This window comes from Teichococcus rhizosphaerae, from assembly GCF_002631185.1.
Lineage (GTDB): Bacteria > Pseudomonadota > Alphaproteobacteria > Acetobacterales > Acetobacteraceae > Pseudoroseomonas > Pseudoroseomonas rhizosphaerae.
Window position 1 is genome coordinate 1 of record NZ_PDNU01000023.1, and the last position, 15,591, is coordinate 15,591.

15 protein-coding genes are annotated in these 15,591 nt (G+C 67.8%); 2 read left to right on the top strand and 13 right to left on the bottom strand.

Annotation, left to right across the window (positions count from 1 at the left end; translation table 11 throughout):
• Positions 1 to 416: 416 nt before the first annotated feature.
• The 3 genes from CR162_RS12565 to CR162_RS12575 all read right to left on the bottom strand — a co-directional run bounded on the left by CR162_RS12565 (position 417) and on the right by CR162_RS12575 (position 2,970).
• A complete protein-coding gene (locus tag CR162_RS12565; protein WP_099095892.1) occupies positions 417 to 902 on the bottom strand; it encodes a DUF305 domain-containing protein in 486 nt (161 codons plus the stop codon).
• 137 nt (positions 903 to 1,039) lie between these two features.
• Positions 1,040 to 2,539 (bottom strand): calcium-binding protein, encoded by a 1,500-nt coding sequence (locus tag CR162_RS12570; RefSeq protein ID WP_244311088.1) that lies wholly within the window; start codon positions 2,537 to 2,539, stop codon positions 1,040 to 1,042.
• A gap of 98 nt (positions 2,540 to 2,637) precedes the next feature.
• Positions 2,638 to 2,970: a four-helix bundle copper-binding protein gene (locus CR162_RS12575; protein WP_099095893.1), complete on the bottom strand. Its 333-nt coding sequence runs from the start codon at positions 2,968 to 2,970 to the stop codon at positions 2,638 to 2,640.
• A gap of 202 nt (positions 2,971 to 3,172) precedes the next feature.
• Between CR162_RS12575 and CR162_RS12580 the strand changes: the two genes are divergently transcribed.
• Positions 3,173 to 3,406: a hypothetical protein gene (locus tag CR162_RS12580; protein ID WP_099095894.1), complete on the top strand. Its 234-nt coding sequence runs from the start codon at positions 3,173 to 3,175 to the stop codon at positions 3,404 to 3,406.
• Positions 3,407 to 3,814: 408 nt separating this feature from the next.
• On the opposite strand, the gene CR162_RS12585 is transcribed toward CR162_RS12580, so the two are convergent.
• Complete coding sequence (locus tag CR162_RS12585) at positions 3,815 to 6,181, bottom strand: heavy metal translocating P-type ATPase (RefSeq protein WP_099095895.1); 2,367 nt, start codon at positions 6,179 to 6,181, stop codon at positions 3,815 to 3,817.
• A gap of 164 nt (positions 6,182 to 6,345) precedes the next feature.
• Between CR162_RS12585 and CR162_RS12590 the strand changes: the two genes are divergently transcribed.
• Positions 6,346 to 6,549: a heavy-metal-associated domain-containing protein gene (locus CR162_RS12590; protein ID WP_099095896.1), complete on the top strand. Its 204-nt coding sequence runs from the start codon at positions 6,346 to 6,348 to the stop codon at positions 6,547 to 6,549.
• A gap of 90 nt (positions 6,550 to 6,639) precedes the next feature.
• Here CR162_RS12590 and CR162_RS12595 read toward each other — a convergent pair whose 3' ends face one another.
• From CR162_RS12595 to CR162_RS12635, 9 genes are all read right to left on the bottom strand, one after another.
• Positions 6,640 to 7,002 (bottom strand): hypothetical protein, encoded by a 363-nt coding sequence (locus CR162_RS12595; RefSeq protein ID WP_099095897.1) that lies wholly within the window; start codon positions 7,000 to 7,002, stop codon positions 6,640 to 6,642.
• A 166-nt stretch (positions 7,003 to 7,168) separates the two neighbouring features.
• Positions 7,169 to 7,495 carry a hypothetical protein gene (locus tag CR162_RS12600; RefSeq protein WP_099095898.1) on the bottom strand — a complete coding sequence of 109 codons (327 nt, stop codon included), beginning with the start codon at positions 7,493 to 7,495 and terminating at the stop codon, positions 7,169 to 7,171.
• A 178-nt stretch (positions 7,496 to 7,673) separates the two neighbouring features.
• Positions 7,674 to 8,147, bottom strand: coding sequence for a DUF411 domain-containing protein (locus CR162_RS12605; RefSeq protein WP_099095899.1), 474 nt, complete (start codon positions 8,145 to 8,147; stop codon positions 7,674 to 7,676).
• 10 nt (positions 8,148 to 8,157) lie between these two features.
• Entirely contained in the window at positions 8,158 to 9,393 is a 1,236-nt protein-coding gene (locus CR162_RS12610) for an ATP-binding protein (RefSeq protein ID WP_099095900.1), read from the bottom strand.
• Positions 9,390 to 10,157, bottom strand: coding sequence for a response regulator (locus CR162_RS12615; RefSeq protein ID WP_099095901.1), 768 nt, complete (start codon positions 10,155 to 10,157; stop codon positions 9,390 to 9,392). Before CR162_RS12615 ends, CR162_RS12610 begins: the two co-directional genes overlap by 4 nt.
• Positions 10,138 to 10,593: a plastocyanin/azurin family copper-binding protein gene (locus CR162_RS12620; protein ID WP_099095902.1), complete on the bottom strand. Its 456-nt coding sequence runs from the start codon at positions 10,591 to 10,593 to the stop codon at positions 10,138 to 10,140. Before CR162_RS12620 ends, CR162_RS12615 begins: the two co-directional genes overlap by 20 nt.
• A gap of 8 nt (positions 10,594 to 10,601) precedes the next feature.
• A complete protein-coding gene (locus tag CR162_RS12625; RefSeq protein ID WP_245870332.1) occupies positions 10,602 to 11,270 on the bottom strand; it encodes a copper resistance protein B in 669 nt (222 codons plus the stop codon).
• Between the two features lie 92 nt (positions 11,271 to 11,362).
• A complete protein-coding gene (locus tag CR162_RS12630) occupies positions 11,363 to 13,318 on the bottom strand; it encodes a copper resistance system multicopper oxidase (RefSeq protein WP_099095903.1) in 1,956 nt (651 codons plus the stop codon).
• A 45-nt stretch (positions 13,319 to 13,363) separates the two neighbouring features.
• Positions 13,364 to 13,933 carry a cupredoxin domain-containing protein gene (locus CR162_RS12635; RefSeq protein ID WP_099095904.1) on the bottom strand — a complete coding sequence of 190 codons (570 nt, stop codon included), beginning with the start codon at positions 13,931 to 13,933 and terminating at the stop codon, positions 13,364 to 13,366.
• Positions 13,934 to 15,591: the final 1,658 nt, after the last annotated feature.

Genomic DNA, 15,591 nt, shown 5'->3' on the forward strand with positions numbered 1-15,591 from the left:
CATCGCGCCAGCGTCTCCGCCGCTCCACGCCGGTGATGATCTCCATCCCGCCCCGTCCTTAGCGTCGCCCTTACGAGCGTCACTAAGGTCACCCACCATCAACTCAGGGAAGGCGGCCCTCGCCGGATGGGTACCTGCGGGCCGGGGACGCGGTCGCGTTTCTATCCCTAGCGGGAATCCTAAACGGGTAGGATGGCGCCCGTGCTCCTTCGTTGCCGCGGCGGTTTCGCCAGGTTTCGGAGGGCAGGGACTCCGGTGTTGCGTTCGGGTGTTTGGCAGCCTCTGGTCGATAGCCGCCTATCCGCTTCGGAAGGTGAGGCAGGGCAAAGCGGACCCTCCCTGCTGAAGGTCTCGCGATGGATGCCCTGCCGATGGCATGCGCCCCCAGTAAGTCCGCGGGCGCCGCACAAACACCATCAGCGCGCGGGCTGCAGCACCGGCGCAGAGGGTGCCGGAGGGTTGGCCTCCAGTTCGGCAATCAACTGCTTCATCTCGCCGATCTCCCGCACCTGGGCCGCGATGATGCTGTCGGCCAGTTGCCGGACGTGCGGGTCCCGGATCCGCGCCCTCTCGCTGGTCATGATGGCGATGGAGTGGTGCGGGATCATCGCCTTCATGTAGGCCACGTCGCCCACCGTCTGCTGGCTCCTGACCAGCCACAGCGACCCTGCGAACACCAGGACGCTGGCGCCGAGGATGGCCATGTTGGCGGTCCGGTTCCGGTACATGCCGAGCATAAACAGCAGCATGATGACGGCCATGGTCGCCCCCATCACGAGGGCCATCCAGGTCCGGGTCTGGCTGTAGAAGACGTGCTCCAGGGCATAGGTGTTCAGGTACATCAGGCCGAACATGACCACGGTCGACACCAGGATCATCAAACCGAAACGTGCGTAGCTCATGGCGAAGCCCTTTCTGGCCGCTGGCCGGGATGGCCCGGCTTCAGCGACAGGTCTCGATTGGCAGGAGCGCGACCGGTGCCCGCAGGCACCGGTCGCATTGGAGGCGGTGAGCCTGGCTAGACAGCCCCCGCTTGAACTCAGGCGATCGGGCCGCCGCTCTCCGGGAAGACGTACCAGGAGCCGAAGTCGCCAATGCCCTCCACGAAGCCCGGCGCCTCGGCGAACATGAAGTCGCTCTGCCGCAGGTCGTCCTTGGCGATGCCCTCGAGGAGGATGGACCCCGCGAAGGTGTCGTCCTCGCCCATGCCCCAGCCGACCAGGGCGCCCCCGGCTGTGTCCTGAATGACGACATCCGCAGGCTGGATGCCCTCCATGAAGGCGATGTGGTCGAAGGCGCCTTGGGCCTCGCCGGTCGCCTCGAAGTCCAGGACCACGTCGTGGCCGCTGTCCATCGACACCATGAAGGCGTCGGCGCCGGTGCCGCCGACCAGGGTGTCGTCGCCCATGCCGCCGTTCAGCATCCCGTGCGCGGCGCCCTCGTCGAGGTAGTCGTTCCCGTCGCCGCCCATGAGCTCGTCGGACTCCGCCCCGCCGAAGAGCCTGTCGTCGCCAGCCTCCCCCGTCAGGCGGTCCATGCCGTCGCCGCCCGCCATGGTGTCACGGTCGTCGCCACCCTGGAGATGGTCGTCCCCGGCCAGGCCTGAGATGGTGTCGTCTCCCGCCAGTCCGAAGATGGTGTCCGATTCCGACGACCCCGTCAGGGTATCGGCACCAGCGGTGCCGCGGAGGACGGCGTTCCCCTCGATGTCGAAACTCAAGGTGCGGTTATCGAAGACGTGGTCGGCCAAAAGGTCGAAGATGGCACCGGCCTGTGGCTCACCGGATACCTCGGGGCCCGCAACGCTGGGCGTCGGTGCCTCGTCGGCTGGGCCGTCAGGCACCCGCAGGCCGGGAGGCAGGTCGGCCGCGTCGCCGAACATGAAGTCGTCCTGCGCCAGGTCCGCCTTGAAGACGCCTTCCAGCAGGACTGAACCCCCGTCCCAACTGACCTGGACCCCATCTGCGGTGTCCGCAAAGGCAAGGTCTGTCCACTGGAGGCCGTCCATGACCGCCAGGTGGTCGAACATGCCGGGACCGGCGGTGAAGTCCTTGATGACGTCGTGGCCGCTCATCCGGCCGATCATGAAGGCGTCCGGGCCGCCTCCGCCAACCAGGGTGTCGTCGCCCATGCCGCCGTCGACGGTGCTGTGCCCCTCACCCTCGTCCAGGTGGTCGTTCCCGGGGCCGCCGCGCAGCGTGTCGGCGCCAGGGCCGCCGTAGAGGGTGTCATTGCCCTCGCCACCTTCGACCTCGTCGTCGCCCATGTTGCCGGAGACCACGTCGGCGCCCGCACCGCCGTGGAGGACATCGTCCATGCCGCCCCCGCCAATGCGGTCGTCGCCTTCGAGGCCCCAGGTGAACTCGGCGCCGTCGGTGCCGCCCAAGGTGTCGGCGCTCTCATCGCCGAAGGTGACGTTGTGGACGTGGCCACCGGCCTCGAAATCGAAGTGAAGCCCGCCCAGCGTGCCGTGCAGGGTGTCAGCCAGCCGGTCCGTGAGGTTCGTGAGCAGGCTGCTGAGATGTTGATTCTGGCTCATGCCGACGCTCCGTCAGAACGTTTTGATCTGCACGGGAAGCGTTTGCTTCCGGTGGAGGTGACAAGGACCGGACCCGCTGTCCGGTCCTTGTCCCGGCGTCAGGCGCTCATCTCGCGGCAGGACGCGGCGCACTTGCGGCACTGCGCGACGCAGTCCTCCATGCCACCCACGGCCTCGCAGCTTTTGGCGCACTCCTCGCAGATCTCGGCGCACTCGGCACAGGTGTGCTTATGGTGGGGCGTGCCGATCAGCATCATGTCGGCAGAGGTCTGGCAGATGGTGGCGCAGGCCATCATCAGCCTGAAGTGATGCGGCTCCACGTGCTTGCCGCCCGCTTCCAGGCAGTGGTTCATGGCCGTGCCCAGGCAGGTGGAGTGGCAGCGCAGGCATTCCTCGATGCAAGCCTGCATGGCGGGGGTCATCTGATGCATCTTTCTTCTCCGTTAGGATGTCCGTGAGGCGGGGTTCGCCAGCCTGCTCGGCAGGTCGGCTGCCCAATTGAGGTGACGAGCGTGGGTGCGGGCGCCCGTTGGACGGAGGGCTCGGCCATGCTCCGCCTTCCGCAGGCCCTGGGGCTCTGCGGAGACGCTCAGGACGCCTTATCGGGGTGGTGGAGAAGGAAGGTCGGAGAAGATGCCCGCGATCGAAGGTGGCGGCATGGCAAAGAAATCGCTGCCGCTGACCAGGAGCGTGACCTGCGGGCTGACCGGCGGCAGGAGGGCAGCGCCGCTCCCGCAGTGCCCGATGACGCAGCAGCCTGGCCGGACGGCATCGCCGTCGCAGTTCGGGCAGCACTTCTTGCCTGCCGTCCTTGCCTTCGCAGCCGGACCAGACATCCGGGCATGGTGGGGAGCGGGCGTGGCGTGACCAGCGTACGCGGACGCCTGGGTGAGGGCCGCAGGGGGGGACGTCGGGGACATGGCGTTATGTGCCACCGCAGGCACAGCAAGGATGGACACGCATATGGCGAGCACCAAAGCAGTCACAGCCTGGATCGCGCTTTCCGTCCAGCGCATCGGTTCATCCGCCCTACGAGCCTTCGCCAGTAAGCGTCCGTCTGCCGGATGGTTTCCTATTCGGCTTGCGAAGAACGCGGCACATCGGAGATTTCCGCACCTGCGCTGCCTCGCTTAACCTCGCTTCGAATGCGACCACGACGCCTGGAGCTGCGGGGCATCGCAGGCCGGATGTCATTGCTGTCGCCTTGCAGCACCGGCGTGCTCGCCCTGGCGGCCGGGGGCGAGCACGCCGATGCCTTCACAGGACCAGGCGGGCCTAATCCTGCAAGCGGACGGCCCGCAGGCGCAGCGCGTTGCCGATGACCGAGACAGAGCTCAGCGCCATGGCCAGGGCCGCCACGATCGGGCTGAGCAGCAGGCCCAGGACCGGGTACAGCACGCCCGCCGCCAGGGGCACCCCGGCCGCGTTGTAGACGAAGGCGAAGAACAGGTTCTGCCGGATGTTGCGCATCACCGCGCGCGACAGGAGCCGCGCCCGCGCGATGCCCGCGAGGTCGCCCTTCACCAGGGTCACGCCCGCGCTCTGCATGGCGACGTCCGTCCCGGTGCCCATGGCGATGCCGACGTCGGCCTCCGCCAGCGCCGGGGCGTCGTTCACGCCGTCGCCCGCCATGGCGACGACCTTCCCCTTGGCGCGGAGCTCCCGGACGATGCGGTGCTTGTCCTCGGGCAGGACGTCGCCCTGGAAGTCCTCGATGCCGAGCCTGCGGGCCACCGCCTCCGCCGTCGTGCGGTTGTCGCCCGTCAGCATGACGATGTGGATGCCGCTGGCGCGCAGGCTCTCCAGCGCGGCGGGCGTGCTCTGCTTGACAGGGTCGGCCACCGCGATGACGCCGCCCGGCCTGCCGTCCACGGCCAGGAAGAGCGCCGTGCCGCCCTCACGCCGGAGCTCGTCGGCCCGGGTGGCGAGACCACCCAGGTCGACACCAAGCTCCTGCATCAGCCGCGCGTTGCCCAGCGCGACTTGGCGCCCCCCCACCGTGCCGGTCACGCCCTTGCCCGTGACGGACGCGAAGTCGGCAGGCTCGCGGAAGGCCATGCCGCGTTCCTTGGCGGCGGCCACGACCGCGGCCGCCAGCGGGTGCTCGCTGGACCGCTCCAGGCTGGCGGCCAGCGGCAGCACCTCGGCCTCGGTCAGGCCGGGTGCCGGGACCACGGCCACGACCTTGGGCTTGCCCTCCGTCAGCGTGCCGGTCTTGTCCACGACCAGGGTGTCGACCTTCTCCATGTGCTCGAGCGCCTCGGCGCTCTTGATGAGCACGCCCGCGGACGCGCCCTTGCCGACGCCGACCATTATGCTCATGGGCGTTGCCAGGCCGAGCGCACAGGGGCAGGCGATGATGAGCACCGAGACGGCCGCGATCAGCCCGTAGGAGAGCGCGGGACTCGGGCCCCAGAATGCCCAGGCGACGAAGGCCAGCGCCGCCACGGCGATGACCGCCGGGACGAAGTAACCGGAGACCGTGTCGGCCATGCGCTGGATGGGCGCCCGGCTGCGCTGCGCCTCGGCGACCATGGCGACGATGCGGGAGAGCATGGTGTCGGAGCCGACCTTGTCCGCACGCATGACCAGCGCGCCGGTGCCGTTCACGGTGCCACCGATGACCTTGGACCCCGGCGCCTTCTCGACCGGCAGGGATTCGCCGGTGACCAGGGACTCGTCCACGGCGCCGCTCCCTTCCAGCACCGCGCCGTCCACCGGCACGCTCTCGCCCGGGCGCACCCGCAGCCGGTCACCGACGCTCACCTCGGCCAGCGGGATCTCCTCGTCCTCGCCGTTTTCCTTGAGGCGCCGCGCCGTCTTGGGCGCCATGTTCAGCAGGGCGCGGATGGCGCCGCCAGTCTGCTCGCGGGCGCGCAACTCCAGCACCTGGCCGAGCAGGACGAGCACCGTGATAACGGCGGCCGCCTCGAAGTAGACGGCGACGGTGCCGTCCATGCCGCGGAAGCCCTCGGGGAAGACGCCGGGCGCGAAGGTCGCGACCAGGCTGTAGAGGTAGGCGGCGCCGGTCCCGAGGGCGATCAGGCTGAACATGTTCAGGCTGCGGTTCCTGAACGACTGCCAGCCGCGCACGAAGAAGGGCCAGCCCGCCCAGAGCACGACAGGCGTCCCGAGCAGGAACTGGACCCAAACGGAGACCCTGGGCGGCACCAGGTGGTGCAAGTCGAGGCCAGGAATGTGCGAGCCCATCTCCAGGACGAGGACGGGCAGGGTCAGCACCAGGCCGATCCAGAACCGCCGCGTCATGTCGGCGAGTTCCTCGTTGGGCGCGGCCTCGGCAGTAATCTCCAGCGGCTCCAGGGCCATGCCGCAGATGGGGCAGTTGCCCGGGCCCTGCTGCCGGATCTCCGGGTGCATGGGGCAGGTGTAGATGGCGGCCTTCTGCGCAGCCGTCGGCGCGACAGCCTTCTCCGGCTTCAGGTACCTGTCCGGGTCAGCCTCGAACTTCGATTTGCAGCCTGCCGAGCAGAAGTGGAAGGCAGTGCCGTGATGTTGGGCGTGGTGCGGCGTCTTGGCAGGGTCAACCGTCATCCCGCAGACCGGGTCGCGCACCAGAGTCTGGTCGTCGTTAGCTGGCGTATGAGCGCCGTGACCATGGTGATGGTGGTGATGCTCTCCCATCTGCGGGACTCCTCCAAGACTGCTGTGCTCGACGTTCGGTGCTCTAGGAGGTGGGGTTTCCCATTGTGGGAAGGTCAAGGGCGCCGATCGGACACCCTGCTGGCCTTGACCTTCCCATAGTGGAAAGCCCCACCTGTTGGACGGTCATTGAGGAGGAGAGCACGATGTACCGCTTCGACGTTCCCGGCATGAAGTGCAGTGGCTGCGCCAAGAAGGTAGAGGGCGCCATCAAGGCCAAGGACACCGCTGCCGAGTTCAGCGCTGACGTGGAGAACAGGCGGGTGACCGTGATCTCCTCGGTATCCCAGACGGAGCTCGCCGCGGCCATCCAGGAAGCGGGCTACGCCAACCAGCCCGTGCCCGCCTGAGCTTCCCGGCAACGAGCTGCGCCGGACACCGTAGCCGGAGCAGGCTGCTCCGGCGACTGTGATGCCGTCCTGCGCCAGCGTCGGCCGGTGCTACATGTGATGCCGGACGTGCGGGTTGCTCATCACCTCGGCCGTCTTCGCACCGTAGTGGTGGTCGGGCTGGATGTAGGCGACGCCGCTCGATTCTCCGCCAGTCGGAACCGGAACGCCGGGGACCGGGTGCGCGGCGCCGGGATCGAGGTAGCGAATCCTCAGGTTTTCCCCGCCCCCGGCAACGGCGACACGCCCGCCACCCACGACGTTCTCGTCATGGCCGGGCGGGTAGACCACGGCAAAGTTCTCGCCCTGCCCAACAACCTCGATGGGCCCGTTGGCGTGCGCTACCGCGGCGGAAGTGCCGATCGCCGCAAACAGGGAGAGGGCGAAAAGCGCGGATTGGAAGCGGGGTGTCATAGCGAGATCCTCAATCAGGTTTGCCGTTTCTCGTCCGGCACCTGGAGAGGATGGGCCGCCACTGTGTCAGCCCGCTTACGCCATCTTATCAATTGGTGTCAGCGGAACTGCACCCCGGCTTCCGTGCGGGGCGGGGCACCCCCGGGGACGCCCCGCCTCCATCTCGTCAGTGGTTCATCATCTGACAGTGCTGCATCATCTGCTGCATCTGCGGCGACAGCGAGCCCTGCTGGGCCTGCGCCCGCATCTGCTGACAGTGCTGCATCATCTGCTGCATGTTCATGCCCCCCATGTTGTGACCCTGCATGGAGCCCATGCTGCCCTGGGCGGCGGACGAGCCCGGCGGCGTCGTGGATGTCGGAGGCAAGGACATCTGAGACGAAGTCGGGGTCGCCGCAGGCGGGCCGCCGGGCTGCGCGCAGGCGGCCACGCCGAGCAGCAGCGTTGCAGCCAATGCGACCTTCCCGATCGCCTTTGAAGTCATTTGGACCATGTGTCCTCCTTGAGATGGCAGGGGTTCGGCAGGCGCCCCGGTCCGCCGCGGCGGGCTGGAGCGACGACGTTGCACGGCGAGCAGGCGTTCACAGGGGGTGACCGGCGCGCCTTGCATGACGTGGAACGGCAGCATGCTTCGAGGCAGCATGTTGCAGTGGAGATGGCGGAAGGTGTGCTCATACGACCTCCAGTCCTCGGAAGCGCATCCAGGGCCGCCAAGCGCCGTCACGTGTGAAGGCGACGACGTCGTAGGTGGATGGCTGCTCTCCCGGTACTTCCATACCCGGAACACCGATCGGCATGGCGGGCACGGAAAGCCCAGCAACGGCTTCGGGCCTTTCCTTGAGCAGGCGCCGAATTGCCGCGGCGGGGACATGCCCTTCCATGGCGTAACGACCAATCTTCCCGGCATGGCAGGAGAGCAGATCCGAGGGTGTGCCGAGCGCCTGCCGGTATGGCCCGACCGCATCCACGACCTTGTCGTCGACCTCGAAGCCCTCGGCCCGCAGGTGCTCGACCCAGCCGCCACAGCAGCCGCATGTGCGGTCCCGCCAGGCTTCCACCTTGGGCGGGCCGCCGCAGGCCGCTGGCAGCAGGGCTGCCGACATCGAGACGAGCATCAGTCCGCGACGGGTGGTGAGAGTGTGCATGCTCGCGCTCCTAGGCTGGCCTGGGCAGGCGGATGCTGGCCCGCAGGCCTCCGCCCGCGAGGTTCTCGAGGGTCACCGACCCGCCATGGCGGCTGACCGCCTGCCGGGCGATGGCCAAGCCGAGGCCCGAGCCGCCGGTCCCACGGTTGCGGGACTGCTCCAGCCGGTAGAACGGCTGGAAGACGCTCTCCAACTGCTCCTCGGGTACCCCGGGCCCCGCATCGTCGACGTGGACCACGAGTTCCCGTCCCAGGTCGGTGAGTGCCACCCGGACTGAGGTGCCGTACTTGACGGCGTTGTCGATGATGTTGGCGAATGCGCGCTTGAGCGCGATAGCCCGGCAGGGCAGGCGCGCCTGGGACGGCCCCTCGTAGCTCGCCGTCTTGCCCATGTCCTCGGCGTCGCCGCAAAGCGTCTGGAGCATCGCCGCGATATCGGCGGAACGGACCTCCTCCTGCTCCTCGTCGCCCCGCAGGTAGGCCAGCGTGGAGGCAATCATGGCATCCATCTCGTCGAGGTCGGCGTCGATCTGCCGTTGCGCCTCGGCGTCGTCCAGGAAGCCCGCGCGCAGGCGCAGCCGTGCCAATGGGGTCCGGAGGTCATGACTGACGGCCGCGAGCGCCTGTGTCCGGTCGGCAATGAGGCGGTCGATGCGCGCCTGCATGCGGTTGAAGGCCTGCGCCGCCTGCCGGACCTCGCGAGGTCCCTCCTCGGGCACGGTGACCGTCTGCCCGGGCCTGCCGATGCGGTCGGCCGCATTTGAAAGTTCCCGCAACGGCCGCGCGATGAGGCGCACCACCAGCAGCCCCAACACCAGGATGCCCAGGGCCATGGCAGTGGTGGAGAGCAGCGTCGCATGCTCCGGCTGCGCTTGCAGCGGGTCGGCGTGGTACCAGAGATGGCTGCCGTCCGGCAGGCTGACCGCGCCTTCAGCCTCCAGATGGCCCGTATGGGGGAGGTCCTGGATGCCAATGGCCCCTGTGGCGGGGCCTGCCTGCCAGCGCACCTGGAACCCCGGTGAAGACAAGGCCTGCGCCACGGCACCGCGGGCATGCGGCGGCACCATGCCGACAGCGCGGGCGGCGGCGCCGACCCGCTCGCTGGTCACCTTCTGCTGCGTGCTGCCAAGGAGGATGTCGCTGCCAGTCTGGTGCAGCCACAAGCTGCCGACATGGAAGGCCATCAGGCCGACCAGCAGCACCAGGATGATGCGGCCAGCCAAAGTGCTGGGCAGCAGCCGCCTCATTGGCGCGTCACCGCTGGCACGAACATGTACCCGGCGCCCCGGACCGTCTTGATGATGGCGGGGCTGTCCGGCAGCGGTTCCAGCTTGCGGCGGAGGCGGCTGACCATCACGTCCACCGAACGGTCGATGCTGTCCGAGATGCGGTTGCGGGCGAGGTCCAGCAACTGGTCCCGCGACAGGACGCGCTGCGGGTGCTCACAGAAGGCCAGCAGCAGGTCGTACTCGCCGCTGGACAGGTCGACCGCCGAGCCGTCGGGCGCCGCCAGTTCGCGCCTTCGCGTATCCAGCACCCAGTCGGAGAACACCATGCGGTCGCCGGTGACCATTCCCGTGCGGGCTGGACCGCCCTGGGCACGTCGCAGGACGGCCCGGATGCGGGCCAGGAGTTCCGGACGGCTGAATGGCTTGGGGAGGTAGTCATCGGCGCCGAGCTCGAGGCCCACGACCCGGTCGGTTTCCTCGCCGCGGGCGGTCACCATGATGATCGGGACCTCCGATTTGGCGCGGAGCATCCGGCACAGGTCGAGTCCCGATTGACCCGGCAGCATCACGTCCAGCAGCACGAGGTCCACTGGGGACAGCGACATGGTGTCCCACATCTCCGCGCCGTTCCGCGCGCCCGTCACCCGGAAGCCGTTCTGGCGCAGGAGCTTGGCGATGAGCGTGCGCATCTCCCCGTCATCCTCGACGACGAGGATGTGGGCCTCGAGGGGGAGCGTACTGCCCCGGCCCTCCCGCTCGCTGTCAGGACTGACCGGCGGCACCGGCGAGGACACCCAGCTTCGCCCGCGCCCTCGGCGCCAGGCCAGGGGCCGATGCAGCTTTCGCTGCGAACTCGGTCATGTCAGCGTCTCCCACCACAATCAGGGCCACCATGCCCAACCCAGTGTGGGGTGTGCATTGCACGGGGTAAACGCCGGGCCGCTCGAAGGTCACCGTTGCCTCGCTGTTGAACGGCACGGTGAGCGGCGGCGCGCCCGCAGGCCAAAGCGACTGAATGGCGGCGACGTTGTGACCCTTGTCGGTGGGCTCGAAGCGGACGGAGCCGCCCACCGGGACCCGCACCAGGGCGGGGTCGTAGGCGAAGGTGTCGCCTGCCGCGGGTCCCCGGTTCAGCTCCCGGACTGTCACGGCGGGATCCGCGGCGGCGGCCGTCCCGGTCATCATCAGCAGCGCGGCGAGGGTCGTGCGGATCATCATGGTTGGCCTCAGAAGAACAGACGGATGCCGGTCATGAAGGTCCAGCCGCCGACATCCTCGCCTTCGTTGCGCGCGTACCGAGCCGTGTCGCCGAGCTTCCGCTCGTAGCCGACGCCGATATACGGTGAGATCTCACGGGTGACCTCGTAGCGCAGGCGCAGCCCGGCCTCGACGTCGTTGATGCCGCTGCCGACGTGAAGTTCGGGCACCTTCTGGAGCGCGAAATTGGCCTCGATGTTGGGCTGGAGCACCAGGCGCTGCGTGATGTAGGCGTCGTAGGACACCTCCGCGCGTGCCGACAGGTCGCCGCGCTCGCTGACAAAACCCTGGAGGTCGACCTCGAACATGCCGGGCGCCAGCCCTTGCAGGCCGATGACGCCGTAGAAGCGGTCCGGCTGGGGACGTATGTCGTAGCGGACACCGGCCTGGAAGTCCCAGTAGTAGCCGACCAGGCGCGAGTAGAGCAGTTGGATCTCGGCACTCTCGACCCGGCCGTTCCGCGCCATCTCGCCCTCGGTCTTCAGCCAAACCCGGTTGACGTCGCCGCCATACCAAGCCTGCCCGTCCCAGCGGCCGATGTTGGGGCCGTCCAGCCCCCAGCCGTACTCCAGCTTCTCGAACAGCACGGCGCCGGTGAACACCTCGTGGCTGAACGGGGGCTCCGTGCTGTGCTGCATCGCCTGCGCGTACGCCGGTGCGGCCTGGAGGGCGGCCAAGCTCAGGACGGCCAGGGCGGCGGCGGTCTGGATGCTCTTGGTCTTCATGGCCATCACCGCGCCGAGACCGACTGCCGCGCCGCGACGACCGACACCTTGCGCATCATCCCGGTCTCCATGTGGTAGAGCATGTGGCAGTGGAAGGCCCAGCCGCCGGGCGCATCCGCTTCGATGTCGACATCGACCGTCGAGCCGGGCTTGATGTTGACCGTGTGCAGCAAGGGGTTCTCGGCCCCGTTGCCGACCTGCGGGATCATCCACATGCCGTGCAGGTGCATCGGGTGGTTCATCATGGTCTCGTTGACGAAGCGGAAGCGGGCCCGCTCGCCGAGATGGAGTTGGATGGGCTGCGCCTGGCTGAAGCTGTTGCCGTTGATGGACCAGAAGTACCGTTCCATGTTGCCGGTCAGCCGGATCTCGATGACGCGGGTGGGCTCGCGCACCGGGTAGAGCGGCTTGGCGGCCCGCAGGTCGCGGTAGGACAGCACGCGGGCGCCCGGCAGGGCGCCGACGTCGTTCACCAGGGGGTCCGGCATCGCCATGCCGCCATGGCCCATGGCACCGTGGTCCATGCCGCCCGTCGCACCGGCGCCCGTCGAACCATGGTTCCTGCCGGGCATGCTGCTGTGGTCCATGCCCGGCATGCCGCCCATGGCGCCATGGTTCATGCCAGCCATCCCGGCATGGTTCATCCCGGCCATGCTCGAGTGTTCCATCCCCGCCATGCTTCCATGGTTCATGCCGCCCATGGAACCTTGCTGCATGCCCGCGGAGCCCCCGGCGGGCACCTGCATGGAGGAGTGGTCCATGCCACCCATGTCCATCGGCGCGACATGGCCAGGCGCGTCCACCTCCGGCAGCGGCGTGCCGCGGTCGAGGCCGCTGGGCCCGTAGTTCACGCCCATGTCGGCCATGGTCAGGACAGGGCGCGGGCGGTGCGGCGGCAGCGGCAGGGCGGGCAGGCCTTCCCGCGTGGCCAGGCTGAACTGCGCGAAGCCCTGGCGGCCCATGGATTCCGCCAGCACCTGGTACTGGCGCCCGTCGCGGGGACGCACCAGCACGTCGAAGGTCTCGGCCGGGGCGATGCGGAACTCGTCCACAGCGACGGGGCGGACGTTGTTGCCGTGCGCCTGGACCACGGTCATCTCGAGCCCGGGGATGCGCACGTCGAAATGCGTCATGGCGCCGCTGTTGATGAAGCGCAGGCGGACCGTCTCGCCCGGCCGGAACAGTGAGGTGAAGTTCTGTGCCGGGGTGTGGCCGTTGACCAGATAGGTGTAGCCGCCGACATCCTCGATGTCGGTCGGGTCCATCCGCATGTCGCCCCACATGATGCGGTCGGAGACGATGGCCGAGCGCGCGGCGCCGTCCGGCGCGCGGCGGAGCTCGCCGACCAGGCTGGCCAGGGTGCGCTTGTTGTAGTTGTAGTAGCCGGGATCGCGCTTGAGGTTGGCGATGACGTGGCTCGGCGTCTCGTCCGTCCAGTCCGACAACTGGACGATGTAGTCGCGGTCGTAGCCGAAGGGTTCCGGCGTCGCGGGGTCGATGACGATGGAGCCGTAGATGCCGGACTGCTCCTGCACGCCCGAATGGCTGTGGTACCAGTAGGTGCCAGCCTGGACGAGCGGGAAGCGGTACTGGTGCGTCCCGCCCGCGTCGATGCCCTGGAAGCCGTCGCTGATGCCCGGCACGCCGTCCTGGCCGCTCGGCAGGATCAGGCCGTGCCAGTGGATCGAGGTGTGCTCGCGCAGCCGGTTGGTGACGTTGATCACCACCTCCTCGCCCTCGCGGAAGCGCAGGACGGGACCCGGGATCTGCCCGTTGATGGACATTGCCGGGCGGCGGCGCCCGGTGATGTTGGCCGTCACGTGCGACAGGGTCAGGTTGAACTCGCGCGGCATCGCCCGGCCGACGGCGGGCTGCGCCAAGGCGCCGGGCGCGGCCGGGAACGCCAGGGCGGCGACCCCGAGGCCCAGGGCCCGCCGCCTGCTCAGCTTGTCATTGGTCATCGTTCGGTCCCCTTGGCCACGTCCACTGCGGGCTGGTCTTGCCGGTCAGCGCGAGAAGGTGACGTTGCCCACCATTCCGGACTCGTAGTGGCCCGGGATGTTGCAGGCGAACTCCAGGCTGGTGGCCCTGGTGAACTTGAAGACCATCTCCCCCGTCTTGCCGGGGTCGACCAGAACGGCGTTCGGGTCATCGTGGCGCATCGCGCCGTGATCCATGCCGCCGTGTCCCATGGCGCCATGGTTCATGCCCGGCATCCTGGAGTGGTCCATGCCAGCCATGGCATCCTTGCTGGTCGCCGACATCATGCCGCTGTCGAACATGGCCCGCATCTCGCGCTGGTGCTGCTGGTGCATGACGGCGGTGCCGATGTTGAACTCGTGCAGGAGCTCGCCAGCGTTGCGCACCCGGAAGCGGACGGTCTCCCCGGCCCGGACCTGGATGCGCTGCGGCTGGTAGCTGTTGTCCCGCATGACGATGTCGATCGTCCGCCTGACGTCCTGGGCACGGCCACGGGTGCCGAATGCCTGGTAGGCCGAGTCCGCAGAGGCAGGCTGAATCTGGGCCGCAGCGATGGCGGCCAGGATGGCGGCCGCGATGGAGGTGGCAAGGCGCATCGGTGAGCTTCCCCGGTCTGTGCAAGCAGGGGCAGGTCGGTGGCCTGCCGCGTGAACTCGATGCGGCCAAGATGGCCTCCGAGTGCGAGCCCGAGATTGCCCAAGTGTGACAAGATATTTCAGGTGAGGGAGCGCAGCGCGGTTCGTGACATGGGCCTGCCCACAGCGGCACGGTGTCCAGCCTGCCACTCAAACCTTCACCGTGAGGGGGACAGATCGCGCTACAGGTGACCGGGCTAAGGCGGGGTTGATCCAGGAAGCGACCTGCCCACCCAATCCCTGAACCTCGACAATCTGGGTGCAGCCAGCCTGGCGGTAGGCTCTGTTCAGGCACCCCCCCTGAAAGTGGAGGAGGCTCAGATATCAACTTGTAGTGACGATTCCGTCGTGTATTTTCCGCGGCCAAGTTCGTCTTCCGACCAAGGTGCAAGGCCGCTGGCTTTGCTGATAACGGCTGAGTCCCTGCTGTCAGGCGCCGTTTGCCCGAGGGTTTAGGGAAACGTCGTCGACGGAGCGCACCTTGTCGCAGCCTATGCCTTATTGGCAGAGCCAGCCGAGATACGATGGAGGGGTCTACGACCTGACCCATCTCCAGCCATGGAACACCACCATCTTGGCGCCCGGCTCACCCGGCCCTGAAGGTTCGGCGGGCAGTGAGAAGGTTCGGATGCCCATTTGCTTCAAGTTCAGCTATCACTGCTGCACGGACAAGGATTCGACAAGGCTTGGCTTGGGAGACCTTGTGGTTGAAAGCGAGCGGCCGGAAGAGAGGCGGCGCCTGTGTCCAGTTCGCTGGTTTGCCAGCCGGAACCTGAAGGAAACGTTGAGAAGCGCCATGAGCGGGCGCTTGGCGCCCATCAACAACTATCAGTGGGTACTCCACACAAAGCTGCCTGGCATTTCGCACACTTGGATCGTTTTCCTGAAGTTCATGCCTGGCCCGCCCAACGGCTGCGCTATCGCTAGCGTGGAAACGTCTTACCTCACCGGCGACCCGATAAAGGGCGGGAGAGAGGAGAACTTCGCGTACATTGCTCATAGGACGCGTCAGACGGGACAGCTCTACGGCGTCAGATAGCCCGAAAAAGCTTTGGGGCCAGACCCGTCGGCCTGACCCCTCCGCAACACTTCCGTGTAAATAGATACCCAATTTGATCCGCGATAGTGCCGCAGATACCTGCTTCCACAGGCTGGGGCACCCGTTAGGATTGAACCAAGTGGCTCAAACCAGCGTTCCAAGTGCAGTCTGAAGGTATGTTCAGTTAGCCTCAGCGTCAAGAGGTGAGGCCCCCAAGCGCAAGTAATCCCCCTTAAACCCGTATGAACGCGGGTACCTGTGGTCCTTGCTTGAACTGCGTCTGCCTCCCCAGGAGAACCACGCGAGCACCATGGCTCCGTTGGGCCTGGGGCGTGGCGCTCGGTGGCTCCGGCGTGGCGACATGCTTGAGTGGCGGCACTTCCCGCTCATCGTCCTGGAGCGCCGTCCCTCCGCCCCGAAGGCGTTCGTGCCGGTCAGGGTGAGCCATGTCGGTTTCTGGGAAGTGGCTTGCACTGAAGGTCCGGCTGCTGTGGGCGCACAGCCGTCATGGCCGGGTCTGGCCGGGCACGGACAGGCCGCTTCCGGGGTAGGCTCGCCTGGGAAGCAGACACCTGCTTCA